This window comes from Azoarcus sp. DN11 (genome assembly GCF_003628555.1).
GTDB lineage: Bacteria > Pseudomonadota > Gammaproteobacteria > Burkholderiales > Rhodocyclaceae > Aromatoleum.
The window spans coordinates 1,546,206-1,566,381 of record NZ_CP021731.1; the positions used below are offsets into that span (position 1 = coordinate 1,546,206).

A 20,176-nucleotide genomic window follows, 5' to 3' on the forward strand; every position below is an offset into this window, starting at 1 on the left:
GCTCCATGGACATCAATGAAATTCTCCAATACCTGCCGCATCGCTACCCTTTCCTGCTGGTCGACAGGGTGCTGGAGCTCGAGGAAGGCAAGCGTATCCTGGCGCTGAAGAACGTCACGATGAACGAGCCTTTCTTCCCCGGACACTTTCCGCATCACCCGGTGATGCCGGGCGTGCTGATCGTCGAGGCGATGGCCCAGGCGGCGGCGCTCTTGTCGTTCAAGACGATGGGGATCAAGCCGGACGAGAACTCGGTCGTGTATTTCGCGGGCATCGACAACGTGCGTTTCAAGCGCCCCGTGGTGCCGGGTGATCAGCTGCACTTCGACGTGGAGATCACGCAGGGCAGGCGCAATATCTACAAGTACAAGGGCGTGGCGCGTGTCGCAGGAGAGATCGCGGCCGAAGCCGAGCTGATGTGCGCGCTCAAGACTTTGTCATGATTCACGCGACTGCCATCGTCCATCCGGGCGCCAGGATCGGGACGAACGTCTCGGTCGGCCCGTACTCCGTGATCGGTGAGCACGTCGAGATCGGCGACGACACGCGCATCGGCCCCCATGTCGTGATCGAGGGGCGCACGAAGATCGGGCGGGACAACCAGATTTTCCAGTTCTGTTCGATCGGTGCCGTGCCGCAGGACAAGAAGTACGACGAGGAGCCGACCTTGCTCGAGATCGGCGACCGCAACACGATCCGCGAGTTCTGCTCGTTCAACGTCGGTACCAGCCAGGACGCCGGTGTCACGCGTATCGGCAGCGACAACTGGATCATGGCCTACGTGCACGTCGCGCACGACTGCAATGTCGGCAACCACACGATTTTCGCGAACAATGCGACGCTGGCCGGGCACGTGCATGTCGGTGACTGGGCGATCCTCGGCGGCTTCACCGGCGTGCATCAATTCGTGCGCGTCGGGGCGCACAGTTTCTGCGGCGTGGGTACGGTGCTGCTGCAGGACCTGCCGCCCTACGTGACTGTCGCGGGCAATCCGGCCAAACCGCACGGCATCAACAGCGAAGGGCTGCGCCGGCGCGGCTACTCGGCGGATGGCATCGCCGCGATCAAGCGGGCATATCGTGCGCTGTATCGCTCCGGCCTGAGTCTCGACGAGGCGCGTGCGCGCGTCGGCGAGCTTGCCGCGGATCATGCGGAAGTGGCGCTTTTCAGCGATTTCATCACAGCATCGGAGCGCGGTATCGTCCGCTGATGCCATGGCAATCCGCATTGCGATGGTGGCGGGCGAGGCTTCGGGAGACCTGCTCGCGAGCCACCTGATCCGGGCGATCCGGCACAGGATTCCCGATGCCGAATTCTTCGGCATCGGCGGGCCGAAGATGCAGGCCGAGGGTTTCGATGCACGCTGGGCGTGCGAGCGGCTCGCGGTGCATGGCTATGTCGATGCGCTGAAGCGCTATCGCGAGCTTTCCGGGATCCGCAGGACGCTGCTGAAGCAGGTGAAGGCCGAACGCCCCGATGCCTTCATCGGGGTCGATGCGCCCGATTTCAATCTCTGGCTGGAACGCAGGATCCGCGACGCCGGCATGCCGGCAATCCATTTCGTGAGTCCGTCGATCTGGGCCTGGCGCGGCGGGCGGATCAAGGCGATCGCACGCTCGGTCTCGCACATGCTGTGCCTCTTTCCCTTCGAGCCCGGCCTGTACGAGAGCGCGGGTGTGCCGGTGAGTTATGTCGGGCACCCGCTTGCCGATGTGTTTCCGATGAATCCCGACCGCGAGTCCGCGCGTGAGTTGCTGGGCCTGCCCGCAGAGGGACAGGTGATCGCGCTGTTGCCGGGGAGTCGCCAGTCCGAAGTGCGCAATCTTGCGCCGATCTACATCGAAACGGCGCGAATGCTATTCGAACGGCACCCGGGGGTATCTTTCGTCGTGCCCCTGGCGACGCGCGAAACGCGCGCGCTGTTCGTCGAGGCGCTGCGTGTGGCGCAGGCCGAGGAGTTGCCGGTGCGCATGCTGTTCGGGCACGCGGTCGAGGCGATGACGGCGGCCGACGCGGTGCTCGTGGCGAGCGGAACCGCAAGCCTGGAAGCGGCCTTGCTGAAGCGCCCGATGGTCATCAGCTACCGCATCGGCAAGTGGCAGTACCGGCTGATGAAGCGGATGGCGTATCTCCCGTGGGTGGGCTTGCCGAACATCCTGTGCAACGAGACCGTCGTGCCGGAACTGCTGCAGGACGATGCGACACCCGTGGCGCTGGCAGATGCGCTCGACCGCTGGCTCGGCGACCCCGAGGCCTGTACGTTGCTCGCCGAGCGTTTCGAGGCGCTGCACCAGCAGTTGCGCCAGAATACCGCGGAGAAGGCTGCGGCCGCGATCCTCCCTTACCTCAACAAGGCGCCTGCATGGAATCCGTCCCGGCAACCGGCCTGATCTGCGGCGTCGATGAGGCCGGACGCGGGCCGCTGGCGGGTTCGGTGGTGGCGGCCGCGGTGATCCTCGATCCGACGCGGCCGATCGAGGGGCTCAACGACTCGAAGAAGCTCACCGAGCGTGCGCGCGAGCGCCTTGCACCGTTGATCCGTGAGCGCGCGCTGGCCTGGGCCGTGGCCGAGGCGAACGTCGAGGAGATCGACCGCTTCAACATCCTGCATGCGACCATGCTGGCGATGCAGCGCGCGGTCGCGGCGCTGGGACGCGTGCCGGATCTGGTGCGGGTGGACGGCAACCGTTGCCCGAAGCTGGACGTTCCGTGCGAGGCGGTGGTGAAAGGCGACGCCACGGTGCCGGCGATTGCCGCGGCGTCGATTCTCGCCAAGACGGTGCGCGATGCGCAGATGATGGCGCTGGATGCGGTCCACCCACAGTACGGCTTCGCGGCGCACAAAGGCTATCCGACGGCCGCGCATCTCGCCGCCCTGCGACGCCACGGCGTGATCGACTGTTATCGGCGCAGCTTCGGCCCGGTGCGCGCGCTGGTGGATAATCCCGAACTCTGGCCTGCGGGGACCTTGCTATGACGCTTCGGCATCTGGTGCTCTTCCTTCATCTGGCGAGCGTCATCGTGTGGGTGGGCGGAATGGTTTTCGCGTATCTGTGCCTGCGGCCGGCCGCCGCGGCGTTGCCGCCGTCCCAGCGCCTGCCCTTGTGGGTCGGCGTGTTCGAGCGCTTCTTTCCGATGGTGTGGGTGGCGGTCGTGCTGATCCCGGTGACCGGGATCGGAAGGCTGATCGAGGTCGGGTTCGGTCATGCGCCGCGCGCATGGCACATGATGATGCTGACCGGCCTGGTGATGATCGCGGTGTTCGTGGCGCTCTGGTTCGGTCCGTGGCGTCGCCTGCGGGCCGCCGTGGCGCGCGAGGAGTGGGCGGCGGGCGCGGTCGCGCTCAACCAGATCCGCCAGCGCGTCGGCTTCAACATCGCGCTCGGCGCCGCGACGGTTGCGATCGCGACGCTGGGGCTGGGCGTCTGAGGCCCGCTTTCCTGCCGGCGCGATCTTGAAAGCGATCACTTCCCGCGACAATCCCAATGTGAAGCGCCTGCACGCGCTCGCGACCTCGTCGCGCGAGCGGCGCAGCAGCGGGCTGACCTTGCTCGATGGGGCGCACCTCGTGCAGGCGGCGCTGGATGCCGGCTGGTCCTTGCGGGAACTCGTCGTCAGCGCGCAGGGGCTGGCGCGACCGGAGATTCGCCGGATCGTCGAACGTTGCAGTTCCCTGCCAGCACTTCAGCTCACCGACCCGCTGTTCGCGCATGTGAGCCCGGTCGATTCTCCGTCGGGCATTCTGGCCGTCATCGACATCCCGCCGTCGCCGATGGCGAAGGGGCTGCGTGATTCGCTGCTGGTGCTCGACGGGGTGCAGGACGCCGGCAATCTCGGCACGATCCTGCGCACGGCGGCGGCGGCGGGGCTGAAGGAGGTCCTGCTCACCCCCGGATGCGCGCAGGCGTGGTCGCCGCGAGTGCTGCGCGCCGGCATGGGCGGGCACTTCTGCCTGCGGATTCACGAGCACGTACAGGTCGCCGAGGCGCTGCGCGAGTATCCGGGGCAGGTCCTCGCGACCGGCCTGGGGGCGGGGGCGCGTCCGCTCTACGACTGCGATCTGCGCGGGTCGGTCGCGTGGCTGTTCGGAGCGGAAGGGCAGGGGCTGTCGGCGGAGGTCGCCGCCCTGGCGAGCGGGCTGGTCGTGATCCCGATGCCGGGGGCGGTCGAGTCCTTGAACGTCGGTGCGGCCGCGGCGATCTGCCTGTTCGAACAGGTCCGTCAGCAGGGCGCCGGGAGGCGCGCGTAGCCCGCTACTGCGACGGACGGCCGGATCAGTCCGGCAGGCGTAGCGCGTGGGCGGCGCTGGCCGCGTTGCCGTCGTTGACGTACGGGACGACTCCCAGCAGGGGCGCGGGAATCCTGGCATGCAGGGCAGCGAGGTTCTCGTCGAAGCGCAGCATCGCCGGGTCGACGCGGTTTGCGATCCAGCCCGCGAGATGCAGGCCGCGCGCCGCGAGGGCCTCGACCGTGAGCAATGCGTGGCTGATGCAGCCCAGGCGCATGCCGACGACGAGGATCACCGGCAGCGCGAAGTCCCCGGCGAGATCAGCGGTGTCGTAGCGCTCGTCGAGCGGGACGCGGAAGCCTCCGACGCCTTCGACGATCACGACGTCGGCGCTTGCGGCGAGCTCCTCGAAGGCGCGCAGAATGCGTGCCGGTTCGATGTGGACGCGCTCTTCGGCCGCGGCGATGTGCGGAGCGATCGGGCTCGCGAGGCAATAGGGGTTCAGCAGCTGGAGGCCGGGGTCGAAGCTGCCGGCCGTGCGGATGCGTGCGGCATCTTCGTTGACGCGTTCGCCATCGACCAGGTCGGCGCCCGCGGCGATGGGCTTCATGCCGACGGCGCTGTATCCGGCGGCGCGAGCCGCGTGCAGCAGCGCGCAGGTGACGAAGGTCTTGCCGATTTCGGTGTCGGTGCCGGTGAGGAACCAGGCGCGGCGCTTAGTCATGGCGTATTTCCGGTTTCCTGAGGGCGAGCAGGATGAGGTCGTAGGTCGCGGGGAGAAGTCCGTCGGGGCGGCGGTGGGCCTCGTAGGCGGCTTCGAGGGTGCGCCATGCGGCGCGTCCGAGGGGTTTGCGACGTCGTTGTTCGCCGACGCTGTGTGCGCCGATGGCCTTGATGTCGCGCAGCAGGGCGCGCAGGTCGGGGGCGAGCGCCCAGGCGGGATCCAGGTCCCGGCCGATGGGCGCGAGCCCTGCGCTTTCGGCCGCCGCGATCCATTCGGTCGCCGGATGGAAGCGGATCACGTGGCTTGCCTCGTCGACAAGCGCGAAGGCCTCGCGCAGTTCATGCAGGGTCGCGGGGCCGAGGGTCGCGATCCAGGCGACGCCGCCGGGGCGCAGGGCGCGCGCGATCTGCGCGAGCGCGAGCGCGGGGTCGCACCATTGCAGCGCGAGGCTGGACCAGACTGCATCGAGGCTGCCGGCCGCCAGCGGAAGGGCTTCGAGGTCGGCGCACAGCGGTGAGATGGCGTCGCCGGGGTGCTCCTGGCGCAGGCGCGCGAGCATGGCCGGTGCGAAGTCGAGCGCGACGATGTGCACGGCCGGATGGGCGCGGGCGATCAGCTCCAGCCCGAAACCCGTGCCGCAGCCGGCGTCGAGGATGCGGGAAACCGATCCGGACGGGGGCGTCGCGGCGGCCAGCGCGGCGAGGCGATGGCAGACTTCGCGCTGCACGGCGGCGGCGCGGTCGTAGCTTTCCGCGGCGCGGTCGAAGGCCTTGCGCACCTGCTGCTTGTGACGGCGGCGCTCAGTCATCGAGGCTTTCCGCGATGCGCGCGGCGCATTCGCGCGGGCGGGACAGGAAGGGCGCGTGGCCGCAGTCGTCGAAGCGCGTGAGCCGTGCGTTCGGCAGCTTTTGCGCAAACCATTCCGCCGCTGCGAGCGGCATCAGGGCGTCGCCCGTGCCGTGGATCAGGTGCGTGGGCTGCCGGATCTCCGCCAAGGTCGCGCGGAGGTCGGTGCCGGCGAGGACTTCCAGTCCGCTGGAGAGGCCCGGTACGCGGTCCGGACCGGCGTCCGCCAGGGCTGCGGCGAGGCTCGCCGCGACCGTGCGCCGGTTCGCGTCGCCGAGCGATTGCAGGGCGATGAACTTCTTCTGCGTGCCGGCCGGGTCGGTGGCGAAGTTCGCGTTGAAGGCGGTGACCGTCGCGGCGTCGAGGCCGTGGGGCCACGGGGTCTCGCCCTCCCGGGCGACGAAACAGGGTGTGGCGCCGATCAGGATCAGGCGCGCGACCCGTTCGGGATGGCGGCGGGCGAGGTCGAGCGCGATCAGGCCGCCGAGCGACCAGCCGCACAGGACGGCGCGCTCGGGCAGGACGGGCAGCAGTGCATCGCTCCACGCCGCGAGATCGGCGGAGGGTGCCGGGAGGGCGTCGCCGTGGCCGGGCAGGGCAGGTGCGAGGGTGACGACGCGCGACGGCAGGACTTCGCGCAGGCCGGACCAGACGCTCGGGGTCAGGCCCCAGCCGTGCAGCAGGACCAGCGGCACGGCGCTCAAGCGCTGCGCTCCAGGCCGTTCAGCGCGGCGACGAGGCGCTCGACGTCCTGATGCGTGTGCGCGGCGGTGAGCGAGACGCGCAGGCGTGCGCTGCCTTGCGGGACGGTGGGCGGGCGGATCGCCGGAACCCACAGGCCGGCGTCCCACAGCGCGCGGGCGACGGCGAGGGTTTCGGCGTTGTCGCCGATCACGACGGGCTGGATCGGGGTGCGCGAGGGCATCAGTTGCCAGCGCCGCAGTTGCAGTCCGGTGCGGAGGTGTTCGATCAGGGTGGTGAGATGCACCCGGCGCGCGTCGCCGTGCTCGATCAGATCGAGGCTCTCGAGCAGGGCCGTCGCGAGCGCGGGCGGCGCGCCGGTCGTGAAGATGTAGGTGCGTGCCTTCTGCATCAGCCATTCGATGACGTTGTCGTGGCCGGCGATGAAGGCGCCGGAGACGCCGGCGGCCTTGCCCAGCGTTCCGATGTAGACGAGGCGCCACGAGGCGAGGCCGGCTTCGCGCAGCGCGCCGCGACCTTCAGGGCCGAGCACGCCGAAGCCGTGGGCGTCGTCGACCATCAGCCAGGCGTCGAAGCGCTCGGCCAGCGCGAGGAGGTCCGCGAGCGGCGCGACGTCGCCGTCCATGCTGAACACGGAGTCGGTGACGATCAGCTTGCGCTTCGCAGTGCTTGCGGCCAGCGCGCGTTCGAGGGGGGCGAGGTCGGCGTGCGGGTAGCGGCTCAGGTCGGCGCGCGAGAGCAGGGCGCCGTCGACGAGCGAGGCGTGGTTGAGGCGGTCGGCGAAGATCGCGTCGCCGCGGCCGACGAGGGCGGGGATCACGCCGGAGTTGGCCATGAAGCCGCTCGACAGGTAGAGCGCGCGTTCGCAGCCGACGAAGGTAGCGAGCCGGCGTTCGAGCTCGTCGTGCACGGTGTAGTGGCCGCTGACCAGGTGCGAGGCGCCCGAGCCGCAGCCCCAGCGGTCGGCGCCCGCCTTGAGCGCCGCGGCGAGCTCGGGCTCGGCGGCGAGGCCGAGGTAGTCGTTGCTGCAGAAGGCGAGCATGTCGCGGCCGTCGACGCGCGCGTGCGGGCCGCAGGGGGTATCGAGGCTGCGGCGCACGCGGCGCAGGGACTGGGCGTCGAGTTGGGCGAGGTCGGCCTTCAGCGAATCGAGCAGCATGAGGGGTCAGGCGAGGGCTGCGGCGAGCGCGGCGCCGGCGCCGGCGACGAGGTGGGCGACGTGGCCGTCGTCGAGCACGTAGGGCGGCATGAAGTACACCGTGTTGCCGATCGGGCGCAGGAGTACGCCATGTTCGAGGCCGGCCGAGAAGAAGCGGCGCGAGAAGTCGGGGCGCTCGCTGGCGACGTCGAACGCGAGGATCATGCCGCGCTGGCGCAGGTGGCGGACGGCTGGATGGTCGCCGAAACGGGCGCGGATGGCGTCGCCCAAGCGCTGCGCGAGGCCGCGGTTGGCGGAGAGGACGTCGTCCTGCGTGAAGATGTCGAGCGTCGCGAGTGCGGCGCGGCAGGCGAGCGGGTTGCCGGTATAGGAGTGCGAGTGCAGGAAGCCGCGGGTCGTCGCGTCGTCGTAGAAGGCGGCGTAGATCGTGTCGGTGGTGAGCACCAGCGACAACGGCAGGTAGCCGCCGGAAATGCCTTTCGACAGGCAGATGAAGTCGGGCCAGATGCCGGCCTGCTCGCACGCGAAGAAGGTGCCGGTGCGCCCGCAGCCCACCGCGATCTCGTCGGCGACGAGATGCACCTCGTAGCGGTCGCACAGCGCGCGCGCGAGGCGCAGGTATTCGGGGTCGTACATGACCATGCCGGAGGCGCCCTGCACGAGCGGCTCGACGATCAGCGCGGCGGTGTCGGCGTGGTGTGTGGCGAGATGGGCTTCGAGGGCCGCCGCGGCGCGGCGGGCGACGTCGGCGGCCGATTCGCCGGGTTCGGCGAGGCGCGCGTCGGGTGTCGCGACGATGCTGCCGGACCGTATCAGGGGCGCGTAGGCATCGCGGAAGATCGCGACGTCGGTGACGGCCAGCGCACCCGCCGTCTCGCCGTGGTAGCTGCCGGCGAGGCTGACGAAGCGGGACTTTTCCGGTCGGCCGAGGTTGCGCCAGTAGTGCGCGCTCATCTTCAGCGCGATCTCGGTCGCGGAGGCGCCGTCGGAGGCGTAGAAGGCGTGGCCGAGGCGGTGGCCGGTGAGGGCGGCGAGGCGCTCGGAGAGCTCGACGACCGGTTCGTGCGTGAAGCCCGCGAGCATCACGTGTTCGAGGCGTTCGAGCTGGTCGCGCAGCGCGGCGTTGATGCGTGGGTTGCAGTGGCCGAAGAGATTCACCCACCAAGAACTGATGCCGTCGAGCAGGCGCCGCCCGTCCGCGTCGATCAACCACGGCCCCTCGCCGCGCACGATCGGCACCAGCGGCAGATGCTCGTGCTGCTTCATCTGCGTGCAGGGGTGCCAGACGGACTTGAGGGAGCGGTCGAGCAGGGAGCGGTCGGGCGAGGACGAAGCGTGCATCAGGGGTTCCGGCGGCGTGCAACAGGGAAATGTCGCGCAACGAGGGTTTCCTGTCAAACCCGCAACAGGCGGATCGGGGCGCCGGCGGTGCGATTTGCTAACATGTGACATCCCCCAACCCGAAGAGCCGATTGCCATGATTTTCGTGATCTCCCCGGCCAAGGCGCTCGACTACGAAACGCCGCCGGTGACCGACGTGCATACGCAGCCCGACTACCTCGGCGATGCGGCCGAACTGATCGCGGTGATGCGCGAGAAGTCGCCGGCCGAGGTTTCCGCGCTGATGGATATCTCCGACCAGCTTGCGACGCTCAACGTGGCGCGCTACGAATCCTGGGCGCCGCCGTTCTCGCTCGCCAACGCGAAACAGGCCGTGCTGGCCTTCAACGGCGACGTGTACGAGGGGCTCGCCGCGACGACGTTGTCGCCGGCGGAGCTCGAATGGGCGCAAGCGCACTTGCGCATCCTGTCGGGCCTGTACGGCCTGCTGCGGCCGCTCGACCTGATGCAGGCGTATCGCCTGGAGATGGGGACGCGGCTCGCGAATCCGCGCGGGAAGAATCTGTACGCCTTCTGGGGCGACAAGCTGACCATGGCGCTGAACGGGTTGCTCGCACAGCAGCGCGAGGCCGGTGCCGTACCCGTGCTGGTCAATCTGGCGTCTGAGGAATACTTCAAGTCCGTGATCCCGGCGAAGCTTGCGGCGCCGGTCGTGACGCCGGTGTTCGAGGACTGGAAGGGTGGGCGCTACAAGATCATCAGCTTCTACGCGAAGCGCGCGCGCGGGCTGATGTGCCGCTACGCGATCCGCAACCGGGTCGAGGATGTCGAGGGCCTCAAGGGCTTCGACCTGGAAGGTTACGCGCTCGCGCCCGAGGCGTCAGACCGGGACACGCTGGTGTTCCGCCGTCGCGTCGAGTGAGGGCCCTCGCATGAAGATCAGTCACAGCTTCGACTCGGGTGCGATCGAGGTGCTGAGCGTCGACGATCCGGGGAACATCCGCCTGCGCCTGCGGGCGGACAATGCCGCGGAGTTTCGCCAGTGGTTCCACTTCCGCGTGCAGGGCGCGGCGGGGCAAAGCCTGCGCATGGTGTTCGAGAACGCCGCGGAAGCGGCTTATCCGGACGGATGGCCGGGCTACCGCTGCGTCGCGTCGTACGACCGGCGCAGCTGGTTTCGCGTTGCCGACACGCGCTACGAGGATGGCCAGCTGATCGTCGAGCACGCGCCCGAGCACGGCAGTGTCTATTACGCGTACTTCGAGCCGTATTCCTACGAGCGCCACCTCGATCTCGTCGGCTGGGCGGAGATGTCGCCCTTCGCGCAGGCGGATAGCCTGGGATGGACGGTCGAAGGGCGGGAGATCGACCGCATCGTCGTCGGGCGGGCGACGCCGGGACACCGGCCGGTGTGGGTCATCGCGCGTCAGCACCCGGGCGAGACGATGGCCGAGTGGTTCATCGAAGGCTTGCTGGAGCGGCTGCTGGATGCCGCAGACCCGGTCGCGCGCCGCATCCGCGAGCGCGCCGTGCTCCACATCGTGCCGAACATGAATCCGGACGGCGCGATCCACGGCAACCTGCGCACGAACGCCGCGGGGCGCAATCTGAACCGCGAATGGCGTGCGCCGGACGAGCAGGCGAGCCCCGAAGTCTTCCATGTCCGCCGGGCGATGGAAGCGACGGGCTGCGATCTCTTCCTCGACATCCACGGCGACGAGGCGCTGCCCTACGTGTTCTTTTCGACCGCGGAAGAGGTGCCCGGCTTTACCGTGGAGACTGCCGCGCGGCAGGCCCGCTTCGTCGCGGCGTTCGCTGCGGCGAGCCCGGATTTCCAGACTGAGGAGGGTTACAAGCCCGGCCGCTTCGGCGAGGAGCTGCTGACGCTGGCGAGCAAGTGGGTGGCGCACCGCTTCGGCTGCGTGTCGCTGACGCTGGAGATGCCGTTCAAGGACAACGCGAACCTGCCCGACGGGCATGCGGGCTGGAGCGGTGCGCGCAGCAAGCGGATGGGTGCGGCGATGCTGAACGCGATCCTCGCGCACCTGGAAGGTGCGTGAAGATCGGTAGGGCGGATGAGCTGCGTGGCGGCGTTATCCGCCGCATGTGCGGGCGGTCAGCGTAAGGCCATGCGGCGGAAGGCGCTTCGCTTTTCCGCCCTACGCGAAAAGGTTCAGCAGCCCGTCCAGGCCGACGTGGTCGAGGCGGCAGTCGGCGATCTGGCGCAGCACTGGCTTGGCGCGGAACGCGACGCCGAAGCCGGCTTCGGTGAGCATCGGCAGATCGTTCGCACCGTCTCCGGCGGCGATGACCTGATCCGGGCGCAGGCCGAGGCGTTCGCGCGCGGCGCGCAGGTGGGCGGCCTTGGCGGCACCGTCGACGACCGGGCCGCTGACGCGTCCGGTGAGCTTGCCATCCACGACTTCGAGCTGGTTCGCGTGGGTTTCGTCGAAGCCCAGGCGGGCCTTGAGGCGCTCGGTGAAGTAGGTGAAGCCGCCCGACACCAGCACGGTATGGATGCCGGCCGCTTTCAGGCCGCGCATCAGCCGTTCGGCGCCGGGGTTGAGTTGCAGGCGCTGCTCGTAGACGTCGGCGAGGGCGGATTCGGGCAGGCCGGCGAGCAGGCTCACGCGGCGCGTGAGGGATTCGGTGAAGTCGATCTCGCCGCGCATCGCGGCTTCGGTGATCGCGGCGACTTCGCCCTTCAGGCCCTGCATGTCGGCGATTTCGTCGATGCACTCGATGTTGATCAGCGTCGAGTCCATGTCGGTGACGAAGAGGCCGAAATCGGCCAGCCGGCGGCCGGGTTCGACCCAGGCCCGGTCGAGCGCCGCCGCGGCGCAGACCGCGTCGATCTCGCTGTTTTCATGGGCGCCGACGAGGCGGAACGCCTGCGGCGTGATCTGTTCGATGGCGCTCGCGCCGGTGAGCTTGGCGACGGTTTTCAGGGCGACCGAATCGACGTCCTCGCCCTGCACGACGAGATTCATTCCGCGGCGCTCCGGCGTTGCAGTGCGTCGCGCAGCACGGCGTGCGCCTTGCGGATGGTGTCGGCGGTGTCGTCCCAGCCGATGCAGGCGTCGGTGACCGAACAGCCGTACTTGAGCTGCGACAGATCGGCGGGAATCGGCTGGTTGCCGGATTCGAGGAAGCTCTCGATCATGAGGCCGACGACCGAGCGGTTGCCTTCGCGGATCTGGAAGATCACGTCCTTCATGACCAGTGGCTGCAACTCGGGCTTCTTCCACGAGTTGGCGTGTGAGCAGTCGACGACGATGTTCTGCGGCAGCTTGGCCTTCGCCAGCGCCTGTTCGGCGAGCGAGATCGACACGGTGTCGTAGTTCGGACGGCCGCCGCCGCCGCGCAGCACGATGTGGCCGTAGCGGTTGCCGCGAGTGCGCAGGATCGCGGATTGTCCCGCGCCGTTGATGCCGAGGAAACTGTGCGGATGCGAGGCGGAGACGATGGCGTTGATCGCGACGTCGAGATCGCCGTCGGTGGCGTTCTTGAACCCGACCGGGGTCGACAGGCCGGACGACATCTCGCGGTGCGTCTGCGATTCCGAGGTGCGGGCGCCGATCGCGGTCCACGAGATGAGGTCGCCGTAGTACTGCGGAGCGATCGGGTCGAGCGCCTCGGTACCCGCGGGCAGGCCGATCTCGTTCACGGCCATGAGGAAGCGGCGTGCCTTCTCCATGCCTTCGTCGATGCGGAAGGAGTCGTCCATGTAGGGGTCGTTGATGTAACCCTTCCAGCCCGTGGAGGTGCGCGGTTTTTCGAAATACACGCGCATCACGAGGACCATGGTCTCCGAGACGTCGTCGGCGAGTGCCTTGAGGCGGCGCGCGTAGTCGACACCGGCAACAGGGTCGTGGATCGAGCACGGGCCGACGACCACGAACAGGCGGTTGTCCTTGCGGTCGAGGATGTCGTTGAGGGCCCGACGGCCGGCCAGGACCGTCTCGGCGGCATTTTCGGTCAGCGGGACGCGCGCCTTGATCTCTTCCGGCGAGGGCATGTGATCGAGGGCGACGATGTTGAGGTTTTCGGTGTTGGCGACAGGCATGGCGCGCTCCGCAGTGCAGCAAAGAGAGAAATTGTAACCCGAAGCGCGGGCGCTCCGGGCGCGCGAGGCGTGCCTGTCGGCACTACGCGAGTGCGGCAGGGGCCTGCGTCGTGAGCGCCTGTTTGCGGGCGGTGGCGGCGCCGAGCAGGGTGAAGCCGAGCAGGGTGCCGTCGGGCGCGAGAAACTGCGCTTCGACACCGGCTTCGCCGTTCGCGGCGGGGACGATGTGCCAGTTGCCCTCGGCGTTCGCCGCCGGGGGGCAGACGACGGTCGGGCAAGCGGGCGTCTTCACGACGACGGGCATCGCGGGGTAGACGATCGACGTCGGCTTGCCGGCGAGTGTCGCCGCCAGCGCGCGGGCCTGGTGCATGATCGGCATCACGAAGGGCAGCACCAGGCCTTCGACTTCGGCGCAGTCGCCGAGCGCGCGGATGTGCGCGTCGGAGGTGGCGAGCAGGCGGTCGACGCGGATGCCGCGATTCACCACCAGTCCGGCAGTGCCGGCGAGCGTGGTGCGCGGGCGCAGGCCGACTGCGGAGAGCACGAGGTCGGCCTCGAGGACGCTGCCGTCGTCGAGCGTGACGCGATAGACGCTTCCGTTGCGCGCGACGGTGGTCGCAGAGGTGTTCATGCGGAAAGTGACCCCGGCCGCTTCCAGTTGCTGCCGGAACCACGTCGCGGCCGCTTCGGGGAGCAGGCGGCCGAGCGGCCAGGCCGCGATGTCGATCACGACCGGCGAGATGCCGCGGGCGAGCATGTCGTTGGCGAATTCGCAGCCGATGAGGCCGGCGCCGAGTACGACGACGCGCTTCGCGCCGTCGAGCCGCGCGGCAAAGCGGGCGAAATCGTCGAGGTCGTTCACCGACAGGATGTCCGCGGCACCGTCGCCGGCGACGGGAAGGCGGATCGGATCGGCGCCGATCGCGAGGACGAGATCGCGGTAGGCGATGCGCTCGCCGCTGGTCAGCGCGACGACGCGGTTCGCGCGATCGATGGACGCGATCTCGACCCGCGGGCGGATCGTCGCGAGCACTTCGCCGGCCATCTTGTCGGCCGATTTCATGACCAGGCTCTCGGCGGTCTTGTTGGCGGACAGCGCGTTCGAGAGCATCGGCTTGGAGTAGAAACCCGCCGCGTCGCGGCTCAGGATCATCAGCGGCGTGTCGCGGTCGAGCTTGCGGAATTCACGCGCGAGGTTGTATCCGGCGAGGCCGCTGCCGGCGATGACGATGGGCTGGGGCATGGGTGCGATCTCCATTCTGGTCGTTGTTCGGGAGCGCGAGCGGTGGAAGGGGCCTGCCTCCGCCCCGTACGACATTGGGGTCGGGGGTGATCTGGGGCGGGGCAGGCGTCAGGCGGAAACCGGAGACTGCCACCGCAGTCTCCGGCCAGGTCAGACGGCGACCATCTCGAAGTCGGCCTTGGCGACGCCGCAGTCGGGACAGGCCCAGTCGTCGGGGATGTCTTCCCAACGCGTGCCGGGGGGGATGCCTTCGTCGGGGAGGCCGGCCGCTTCGTCGTAGATGAAGCCGCAAACGATGCATTGATAGGTCTTCATGATTTCTGGTTCCGTTCTCTATGGGTTGTCGGGGTCTAGCGGGCGGCGCGGTTCAGGCGGAGATCCGGTCCAGGACTTGCTGGTAGTGGTTGGCGTGACGCTCCTCAACCTTGGCCAGCGCGGCAAAGCGCTTGGCGGCCTTCTCCAGCACGGCCTTGAATTGTTCCGCGTGTTCCTGCGATTCCGCGATCTGTTCGTCGATCTCCTGGACGGCTGCCTCGTTCCCTTCGGCAACGGCTGCGTGGCGGAAGTTCGGGTACATCTCGGTGTATTCGTAGGTCTCGCCTTCGATCGCGAACTGCAGGGCGCGGGCCGGGCTCATCTTGTCCTTCGGGAAGAGCAGGTCGAGGTGGCCGAACGCGTGCATGACTTCCTGCTCGGCGGTCGCCTCGAAGGCCTTGGCGGTTTCCTCGTCGCCCATCTCGCGACACAGCTTGGCGAAGTAGCGGTACTTGATGTGAGCCATCGATTCGCCGGCGAAGGCCGATTCGAGGTTCTGGATCGTGACCGACTCGGGATTGTGGAAGGGGCTGGCCATGTTTTCTCTCCTTGCGTTGTTGATGTTGCGTTGAGTGAATGCTACGCACCGACGGGCAATAATAAAAATTGAGCGTACGAATATTAATGATAGTGAGTAGCTATTCAAACGAGCTGGCCGCCTGCAACATTGCCCTCAACCTTGGCGAAAGTGTTACTGTTTATATTTGCACAAATGTTAATCGCGGGGAATCGTGTCAAATGCATTGCATGCGGCGCGAAGTGCATTGCCTGATTCTGGGCCCCGCGGGATTTCGAGTTGATGACCAGGAGAATGAAAATGAAGAAGATTTCCGTAATGGGTGCGGTGGCGGTGGCCGTCCTGCTGTCGGCCTGTGGCAAGAGTGAGCAGACCGCGCCCGCTGCACCCGCAGCGGCGCCCGCGCCTGCGGCCGCTCCGGCGCCCGCCAGTCCGGCAGCTTCCGGGGCGCAGGCTCCCGCGGCAGAGTCGCAGCCCGCGCCGGCAAGCACGGCCGTGGCCGACGATGCGGTCGGCAGCAGCACCTTCAAGAAGGTGTGCTCGCTTTGCCATGCAGCCGGCGTGGGCGGGGCACCGAAGCCCGGCGACAAGGCGGACTGGGGCCCCCGCATCGGGCAGGGCAAGGACGTGCTCTACAAGCACGCGATGGAAGGCTTCACCGGTCAGAAGGGCATGATGCCCCCGCGCGGCGGCAATCCGGCGTTGAAGGACGAAGAGGTGAAGGCCGCCGTCGACTTCATGGTTTCGAAGTCCGAGTAAGCTTGCCAAGTTGAACAAAGAGGGGCGCGCGCCCCTCTTGCCGCCGGTCAGCGGAAAGGATCTAACGCAGATCCAGTGCCGGATCGGTGATCAGCGCCTCGATGACGCGCGAGACGTTGTCGGCCGGCGTGTCGTCCGGGCGGGTGAGCGGATCGGGGCGCAGCCTGCCGTCGGCGTCGTGCAGATGGTTCGGAAAGGTCGCCAGTTCGCGGTGCAGCGGTGCGGTGTCGATGCCGAGTTCGGCGTCCCCGCAGCTCCAGCGCAGCGAGTATGCGTCGGCGGCCGCATAGCGCACGATGAGCGTGACGCCGTTTTCGAGGTATACGACGAGGGCATCCTGCTTGTGCTCGACCGGTCGCGACAGGCGCGCTCCGAACGTACGGTCGATGTGCTCGGCGAGTTCGATGTGAAGGCTCATGTCCGCCTGACCTCGTTGAGGCATTCGGCCATCATTGCGCGCACGGTTTCGCGCGTATCGGCCAGGATGCGTGCGCTCAGATAGTGCTCGTAGGACGGGTGCTCCGCGACCGTGCCGGTATAGATCCGCTCCAGCAGCTCGATTTCGTCGGACGCACCGGTCGCCCGGAGGATCGCGTCGCGGCTTTCGCGCAGTTCGAAGACCAGGCGCGACAGTTGCTCGAGCTGTTGTGCGTCGGTCGGTTCCAGGTTCTCGTAGAAGTTGGCCATGATCGTCGCTCACATCTTGCTGTCGTGAAGAACTCCGCCGTCGAGTACCGCCATATCGGGGGTGACCGCGTCGAAGGCGAGAACCTTGCCGCCGTATGTCTCGGCAAATGTCCGGGCGTCCGCCTGTTGCGCGAAGGAGGCGATCGTCGGCCCCATCGAGCCCGTGCGCGAGCTGCCGATGACGTACCAAGCCGTTTTCGCGTCGATCCACGAGTCGCGTGGCTGGTTCCAGTCGGCCTTGCCCATGTCCTGAACGAAGATGGCCTTCACCGGGCGAACCTGTTCCGGCTTCAGGTAGATGCTGAACATCTCCACGGTGTCGCAGAAGAAATCCGGCTCGGGGCGGTCGCCGTAGAAAATCTGCGCCTTCGGGCCGGGGTAGTCGGCGAGCAGCATGCCGTCGAGGGAGCACGTGGTGCCGGGGTTGAGCTCGACGGCTGCGAGCTTCTTGCCGCCGTCGCTGCCTCCCTGGCTGCAGGCGGCGATGAGGCCGGCCGCGAGGGCGGCAAGCAGGGTCGTGCGGACGGGGATGCGTTGTCGATCGGGGGTCACTTGCGGAATCTCCAGGCGGCAACGCCGAGCGGCGTTGCGATCCAAGCAGTCATCACGAGGCCGAGCAGCCAGGGCTCGGCAAGCGCGCGCGGGAACACGGTGGCGAGCCCGTACAGCGTGCGGACGTCGTCGAGGGAAAAGATGTTGAGGATGCGGAAGACATCGGCCGGGTTCAGCAACAGGAGGTAAGGGAATATCTCGCCGCCGTACTTGCCGCCGGTGACGACGAGTGCGCCAAGCAGCAGGAGGTCGAACACCAGCACGAAAAGGAACCACAGCGCGATCGCGAAGCCGGAGGCGCGCGTGCGGTCGGCGGCGAACACCGACACCATCACGGCGAGGCTGAGGAACGCCAGTCCCAGCAGCACCGAGCTCAGCATGAAGCCGAAATAATGCATCAGCGCGGCGAGGTTGAGCTGCGCCGATAGCACGATCGCGACGAGGCCGAAGCCGGCGATGGTTGAGAACGCGAGCGCGGCGGCGAGGCCGAGGTACTTGCCGAGCAGCAGCTCGAAGCGCGTGATCGGCATCGACAGCAGCAGGTCCAGCGAACCGCGTTCGCGTTCGCCGACGATGGCGTCGAAGCCGAGCACCAGCGCGATCAGGGGGACGAGATAGATCACCAGCGAGACGAGGCTGGCGATCGTGAATTCGATCGAGCGGAAGCCGACCGTGCCCTGCTGCGCGCCGCCGAAGTAGGCAATCACGAGGGCGAAGACGGTGAATACAAGGGCGACCGCGAGTACCCAGCGATTGCGGATGCGGTCCCAGAATTCCTTGCCGGCGATGGCGGCGATCTGTCGCAGTTCCATGGGCGCGCCTCCTTAATCGGCGAAGCCGAAGAACACGTCTTCGAGCGAAGGCTCGTGCACGTGCAGGTCGAGTACCTTGCTGCCGAGCGAGGTGAGGGCGTTCATCACCACCATCTTCGACTCGCGCCGACACTCGACGGCGACGTGGTCGTCGCGGGCTTCGATGGCGATCACCGGCAGGTCGCCGAGCACCTGGCGCACGTATTCGAAGTCCTCATGCGCGAGGTGGACGCGGAACCACAGCGGCAGGTCCATCTGTTCGCGCAGGTCTTGCACCGTGCCCACGGCCTGTACCTTGCCGGCAGCCATGATTGCGAGGCGATCGACACGTTCCTGGATCTCGGCGAGGATGTGCGAGGTGAGGATCATCGTCACGCCCTCGGCCTTGAGGCCGCGCAGGATCGCGTAGAACTCCCGGATGGCTTCCGGATCGAGGCCGGTGGTGGGTTCGTCGAGGAACAGGATGCGCGGGCGGCCGAGGAGCGCCTGCGCAAAGCCGAGGCGCTGGCGCATGCCTTTCGAATATTCGCGCACGCGTCGGCGCGCGGCCTGGGCGAGGCCGACGCGTTCGAGCGCGGGGCCGCATTCGCTCGCGGCAACCCCCTTCAGGCGTGCGAAGAACTCGAGCGTTTCGACGCCGGTGAGGTTGTCGTAGAGGACGACGTTCTCGGGCAGGTAGCCGATCTTGCGCCGCACGGCGCGGAAGCCGCTGCCGGTGACGGGCGAACCGTCGATACGGATGTCGCCGGCAGTGGCCGGAATCAGGCCGAGCATCATCTTGAACAGGGTGCTCTTGCCGGCGCCGTTGTGTCCGATCAGGCCGAACAACTCGCCGGGCGCGACCGCCAGGTCGACGCCGTCGACCGCGCGCACCGCGCCGTAATGCTTGGTTGCGCTGCGCACCGCGATCACCGGAGCGGCGCCTTCAGCGGGAGCCGGGGAAGTATCTGCCAAGCCAATCTCTCCAGTTTGCGTACTTGGGCCGCATGTGCGGCTTCGGGTCGACGACGCTGGGCGCGCGCAACAGCGGAAACTGCTGGCCGACGAGGCGCAGCGTCTGCACCGCCGGGCTCGCCAGCAGCAGTTTCACCAGCGGGTGCTACCAGGACAGGCGGTCGACGAGGTCGTTGGCTTCGTAGGGGACGTCACCCAGGCCGTCGCCGTTGCGGTCCCAGCCAAGATAGTTGCTCCAGTGGTTGCCGTCCTTGACGCCCCACAACTCGTCCTTCGCGCCGACGTAGCGGACCTGTTCGCGGTTGCTGATGAAGTCGTTGTCCTCGACCGCGTTGTTTTTCGACCCTGCCCAGAGGTGCACGCCCACGATGTTATCGACGACGAGGTTGCCGCGCAGCGTGTTGTACTCGGCGTCGTAGATGAAGAAGCCGCGGTTGTTGCCGGCGACGATGTTGTTTTCGACCACGGAGTCCTGGATCGTGCGCAGCATGATGCCGTGGTCCGAGTTGGCCCAGGCGCGGTTGTTCCGCACCGTCTGCTCGCGCACTTCCATGAGCGCGAGGCCGCCGCGGTTCATGTATACGTCGTTGTCTTCCCACAGGTTGTAGTAGGAGTTCATGTAGTGCGTGCCGTAGCGGCTGTGGTGCAGGCGGTTGCCCCGGAACACGGCATGGTGCGAGACGTCGACGTAGATCGCGTCGCGCACGAAGCTGATGCGGTTGCCGATGATCTGTGCGCCGGTGGTGTTGTAGAGCTGGATGCCGTTGCCGCGGCTCGCGGAGCGATAGTCGCGTTTCCCGGTGATGACGTTGTTTTCGATGCGGACGTCCTTGACCCTTTCGATCCACAGGCCGAAGAGGTTGTAGGTCAGGTCGCAGTTGCGTACGACCGCGCGGTCCGCGCCGGAGGGGATGTAGACGCCGGCGTTCTGCGCTCCGAGATCGTCGCCCGAGTCGCGCACGATCAGGCCCTCGATGACGACGTCGGGGGAACTGATCCGGATCGTGTCGCCCTTCTGGCCGCCGCTGAGCGTGGGGCGGTTCACGCCGCGCAGCGTCAGCGGTTTGGTGATCAGCAGGTTTTCCGTGTAGGTGCCGCGCGCGACCTCGATCACGTCGCCCGCGGCGGCGCGCCCGATGGTGGCCTGGATCGATTCGCCCGGAACGACCGTCAGCGTCGCGGCCAGCGCCGGCAGGGCGCACGACAGCGCCAGCAGGGCCAGACAGGCGTGCCGCAGTGTGCGGGTGTGCACCGTCGCAATGGCGCGCATC

The 20,176-nt window shown here is 67.9% G+C and carries 24 protein-coding genes and 1 pseudogene; 9 read left to right on the forward strand and 16 right to left on the reverse strand.

Translation table 11 applies throughout. The features are described from left to right. Window positions 1–5 precede the first annotated feature (5 nt). Genes fabZ through CDA09_RS07135 form a run of 6 tightly spaced genes read left to right on the forward strand, consistent with a single transcriptional unit; the run spans window position 6 to window position 4,249 of the window. On the forward strand, window positions 6–443 hold the full coding sequence (fabZ, locus tag CDA09_RS07110; protein ID WP_121427981.1) for a 3-hydroxyacyl-ACP dehydratase FabZ: 438 nt from the start codon (window positions 6–8) through the stop codon (window positions 441–443). Next, on the forward strand, window positions 440–1,210 hold the full coding sequence (gene lpxA / locus CDA09_RS07115; RefSeq protein WP_121427982.1) for an acyl-ACP--UDP-N-acetylglucosamine O-acyltransferase: 771 nt from the start codon (window positions 440–442) through the stop codon (window positions 1,208–1,210). The genes fabZ and lpxA overlap by 4 nt, the downstream gene beginning before the upstream one ends. A gap of 4 nt (window positions 1,211–1,214) precedes the next feature. Beyond that, complete coding sequence (gene lpxB, locus CDA09_RS07120) at window positions 1,215–2,390, forward strand: lipid-A-disaccharide synthase (protein ID WP_121427983.1); 1,176 nt, start codon at window positions 1,215–1,217, stop codon at window positions 2,388–2,390. Beyond that, window positions 2,363–2,977: a ribonuclease HII gene (gene rnhB / locus CDA09_RS07125; RefSeq protein ID WP_121427984.1), complete on the forward strand. Its 615-nt coding sequence runs from the start codon at window positions 2,363–2,365 to the stop codon at window positions 2,975–2,977. Before lpxB ends, rnhB begins: the two co-directional genes overlap by 28 nt. Continuing rightward, window positions 2,974–3,429 (forward strand): CopD family protein, encoded by a 456-nt coding sequence (locus CDA09_RS07130; RefSeq protein ID WP_121427985.1) that lies wholly within the window; start codon window positions 2,974–2,976, stop codon window positions 3,427–3,429. Before rnhB ends, CDA09_RS07130 begins: the two co-directional genes overlap by 4 nt. Before the next feature lie 25 nt (window positions 3,430–3,454). Continuing rightward, complete coding sequence (locus CDA09_RS07135) at window positions 3,455–4,249, forward strand: TrmH family RNA methyltransferase (RefSeq protein ID WP_174718419.1); 795 nt, start codon at window positions 3,455–3,457, stop codon at window positions 4,247–4,249. 25 nt (window positions 4,250–4,274) lie between these two features. Here the strand turns inward: CDA09_RS07135 and bioD are convergent, their stop codons facing one another. From bioD to bioA, 5 genes are read right to left on the reverse strand one after another with little or no spacing between them, the layout of a single operon-like run. Beyond that, entirely contained in the window at window positions 4,275–4,952 is a 678-nt protein-coding gene (gene bioD, locus CDA09_RS07140; RefSeq protein WP_121427986.1) for a dethiobiotin synthase, read from the reverse strand. Further along, a complete protein-coding gene (bioC, locus tag CDA09_RS07145) occupies window positions 4,945–5,760 on the reverse strand; it encodes a malonyl-ACP O-methyltransferase BioC (RefSeq protein WP_121427987.1) in 816 nt (271 codons plus the stop codon). Before bioC ends, bioD begins: the two co-directional genes overlap by 8 nt. After that, window positions 5,753–6,493, reverse strand: a complete 741-nt coding sequence (locus CDA09_RS07150; RefSeq protein WP_286164484.1) for an alpha/beta fold hydrolase — start codon at window positions 6,491–6,493, stop codon at window positions 5,753–5,755. Before CDA09_RS07150 ends, bioC begins: the two co-directional genes overlap by 8 nt. A gap of 5 nt (window positions 6,494–6,498) precedes the next feature. After that, a complete protein-coding gene (gene bioF, locus CDA09_RS07155; RefSeq protein WP_121427989.1) occupies window positions 6,499–7,659 on the reverse strand; it encodes an 8-amino-7-oxononanoate synthase in 1,161 nt (386 codons plus the stop codon). A gap of 6 nt (window positions 7,660–7,665) precedes the next feature. After that, on the reverse strand, window positions 7,666–9,000 hold the full coding sequence (bioA, locus tag CDA09_RS07160) for an adenosylmethionine--8-amino-7-oxononanoate transaminase (protein WP_121427990.1): 1,335 nt from the start codon (window positions 8,998–9,000) through the stop codon (window positions 7,666–7,668). Between the two features lie 136 nt (window positions 9,001–9,136). On the opposite strand from bioA, the gene yaaA reads away from it, so the two are divergent. Together yaaA and CDA09_RS07170 are read left to right on the forward strand one after the other, a co-directional pair. Next, window positions 9,137–9,922: a peroxide stress protein YaaA gene (yaaA, locus tag CDA09_RS07165; RefSeq protein WP_121427991.1), complete on the forward strand. Its 786-nt coding sequence runs from the start codon at window positions 9,137–9,139 to the stop codon at window positions 9,920–9,922. 10 nt (window positions 9,923–9,932) lie between these two features. Further along, complete coding sequence (locus CDA09_RS07170; protein ID WP_121427992.1) at window positions 9,933–11,060, forward strand: M14 family metallopeptidase; 1,128 nt, start codon at window positions 9,933–9,935, stop codon at window positions 11,058–11,060. Window positions 11,061–11,159: 99 nt separating this feature from the next. Here CDA09_RS07170 and serB read toward each other — a convergent pair whose 3' ends face one another. The 5 genes from serB to CDA09_RS07195 form a co-directional block, all read right to left on the reverse strand. Beyond that, entirely contained in the window at window positions 11,160–11,990 is an 831-nt protein-coding gene (serB, locus tag CDA09_RS07175) for a phosphoserine phosphatase SerB (RefSeq protein ID WP_121427993.1), read from the reverse strand. After that, window positions 11,987–13,066 carry a 3-deoxy-7-phosphoheptulonate synthase gene (locus tag CDA09_RS07180; RefSeq protein ID WP_121427994.1) on the reverse strand — a complete coding sequence of 360 codons (1,080 nt, stop codon included), beginning with the start codon at window positions 13,064–13,066 and terminating at the stop codon, window positions 11,987–11,989. Before CDA09_RS07180 ends, serB begins: the two co-directional genes overlap by 4 nt. A gap of 82 nt (window positions 13,067–13,148) precedes the next feature. Beyond that, a complete protein-coding gene (locus CDA09_RS07185) occupies window positions 13,149–14,309 on the reverse strand; it encodes an NAD(P)/FAD-dependent oxidoreductase (protein ID WP_121427995.1) in 1,161 nt (386 codons plus the stop codon). Window positions 14,310–14,459: 150 nt separating this feature from the next. Continuing rightward, window positions 14,460–14,624: a rubredoxin gene (locus tag CDA09_RS07190; protein ID WP_121427996.1), complete on the reverse strand. Its 165-nt coding sequence runs from the start codon at window positions 14,622–14,624 to the stop codon at window positions 14,460–14,462. Between the two features lie 52 nt (window positions 14,625–14,676). Next, window positions 14,677–15,162, reverse strand: a complete 486-nt coding sequence (locus tag CDA09_RS07195) for a rubrerythrin family protein (RefSeq protein WP_121427997.1) — start codon at window positions 15,160–15,162, stop codon at window positions 14,677–14,679. Window positions 15,163–15,441: 279 nt separating this feature from the next. On the opposite strand from CDA09_RS07195, the gene CDA09_RS07200 reads away from it, so the two are divergent. Next, window positions 15,442–15,900, forward strand: coding sequence for a c-type cytochrome (locus tag CDA09_RS07200; protein WP_121427998.1), 459 nt, complete (start codon window positions 15,442–15,444; stop codon window positions 15,898–15,900). 61 nt (window positions 15,901–15,961) lie between these two features. Here CDA09_RS07200 and CDA09_RS07205 read toward each other — a convergent pair whose 3' ends face one another. The 6 genes and pseudogenes from CDA09_RS07205 to CDA09_RS07230 all read right to left on the reverse strand — a co-directional run bounded on the left by CDA09_RS07205 (window position 15,962) and on the right by CDA09_RS07230 (window position 20,175). Then, on the reverse strand, window positions 15,962–16,318 hold the full coding sequence (locus tag CDA09_RS07205; protein WP_121427999.1) for a hypothetical protein: 357 nt from the start codon (window positions 16,316–16,318) through the stop codon (window positions 15,962–15,964). Next, entirely contained in the window at window positions 16,315–16,587 is a 273-nt protein-coding gene (locus CDA09_RS07210; RefSeq protein WP_121428000.1) for an MJ0235 family protein, read from the reverse strand. The genes CDA09_RS07205 and CDA09_RS07210 overlap by 4 nt, the downstream gene beginning before the upstream one ends. Window positions 16,588–16,596: 9 nt before the next feature. Further along, a complete protein-coding gene (locus CDA09_RS07215; protein WP_121428001.1) occupies window positions 16,597–17,139 on the reverse strand; it encodes a nitrous oxide reductase accessory protein NosL in 543 nt (180 codons plus the stop codon). Beyond that, on the reverse strand, window positions 17,136–17,951 hold the full coding sequence (locus tag CDA09_RS07220; RefSeq protein ID WP_121428002.1) for an ABC transporter permease: 816 nt from the start codon (window positions 17,949–17,951) through the stop codon (window positions 17,136–17,138). The genes CDA09_RS07215 and CDA09_RS07220 overlap by 4 nt, the downstream gene beginning before the upstream one ends. Before the next feature lie 12 nt (window positions 17,952–17,963). Then, window positions 17,964–18,905, reverse strand: coding sequence for an ABC transporter ATP-binding protein (locus CDA09_RS07225; RefSeq protein ID WP_121428003.1), 942 nt, complete (start codon window positions 18,903–18,905; stop codon window positions 17,964–17,966). Next, window positions 18,877–20,175 (reverse strand): annotated as a pseudogene (locus CDA09_RS07230) (nitrous oxide reductase family maturation protein NosD). The gene CDA09_RS07225 and the pseudogene CDA09_RS07230 overlap by 29 nt, the downstream one beginning before the upstream one ends. Window position 20,176: the final 1 nt, after the last annotated feature.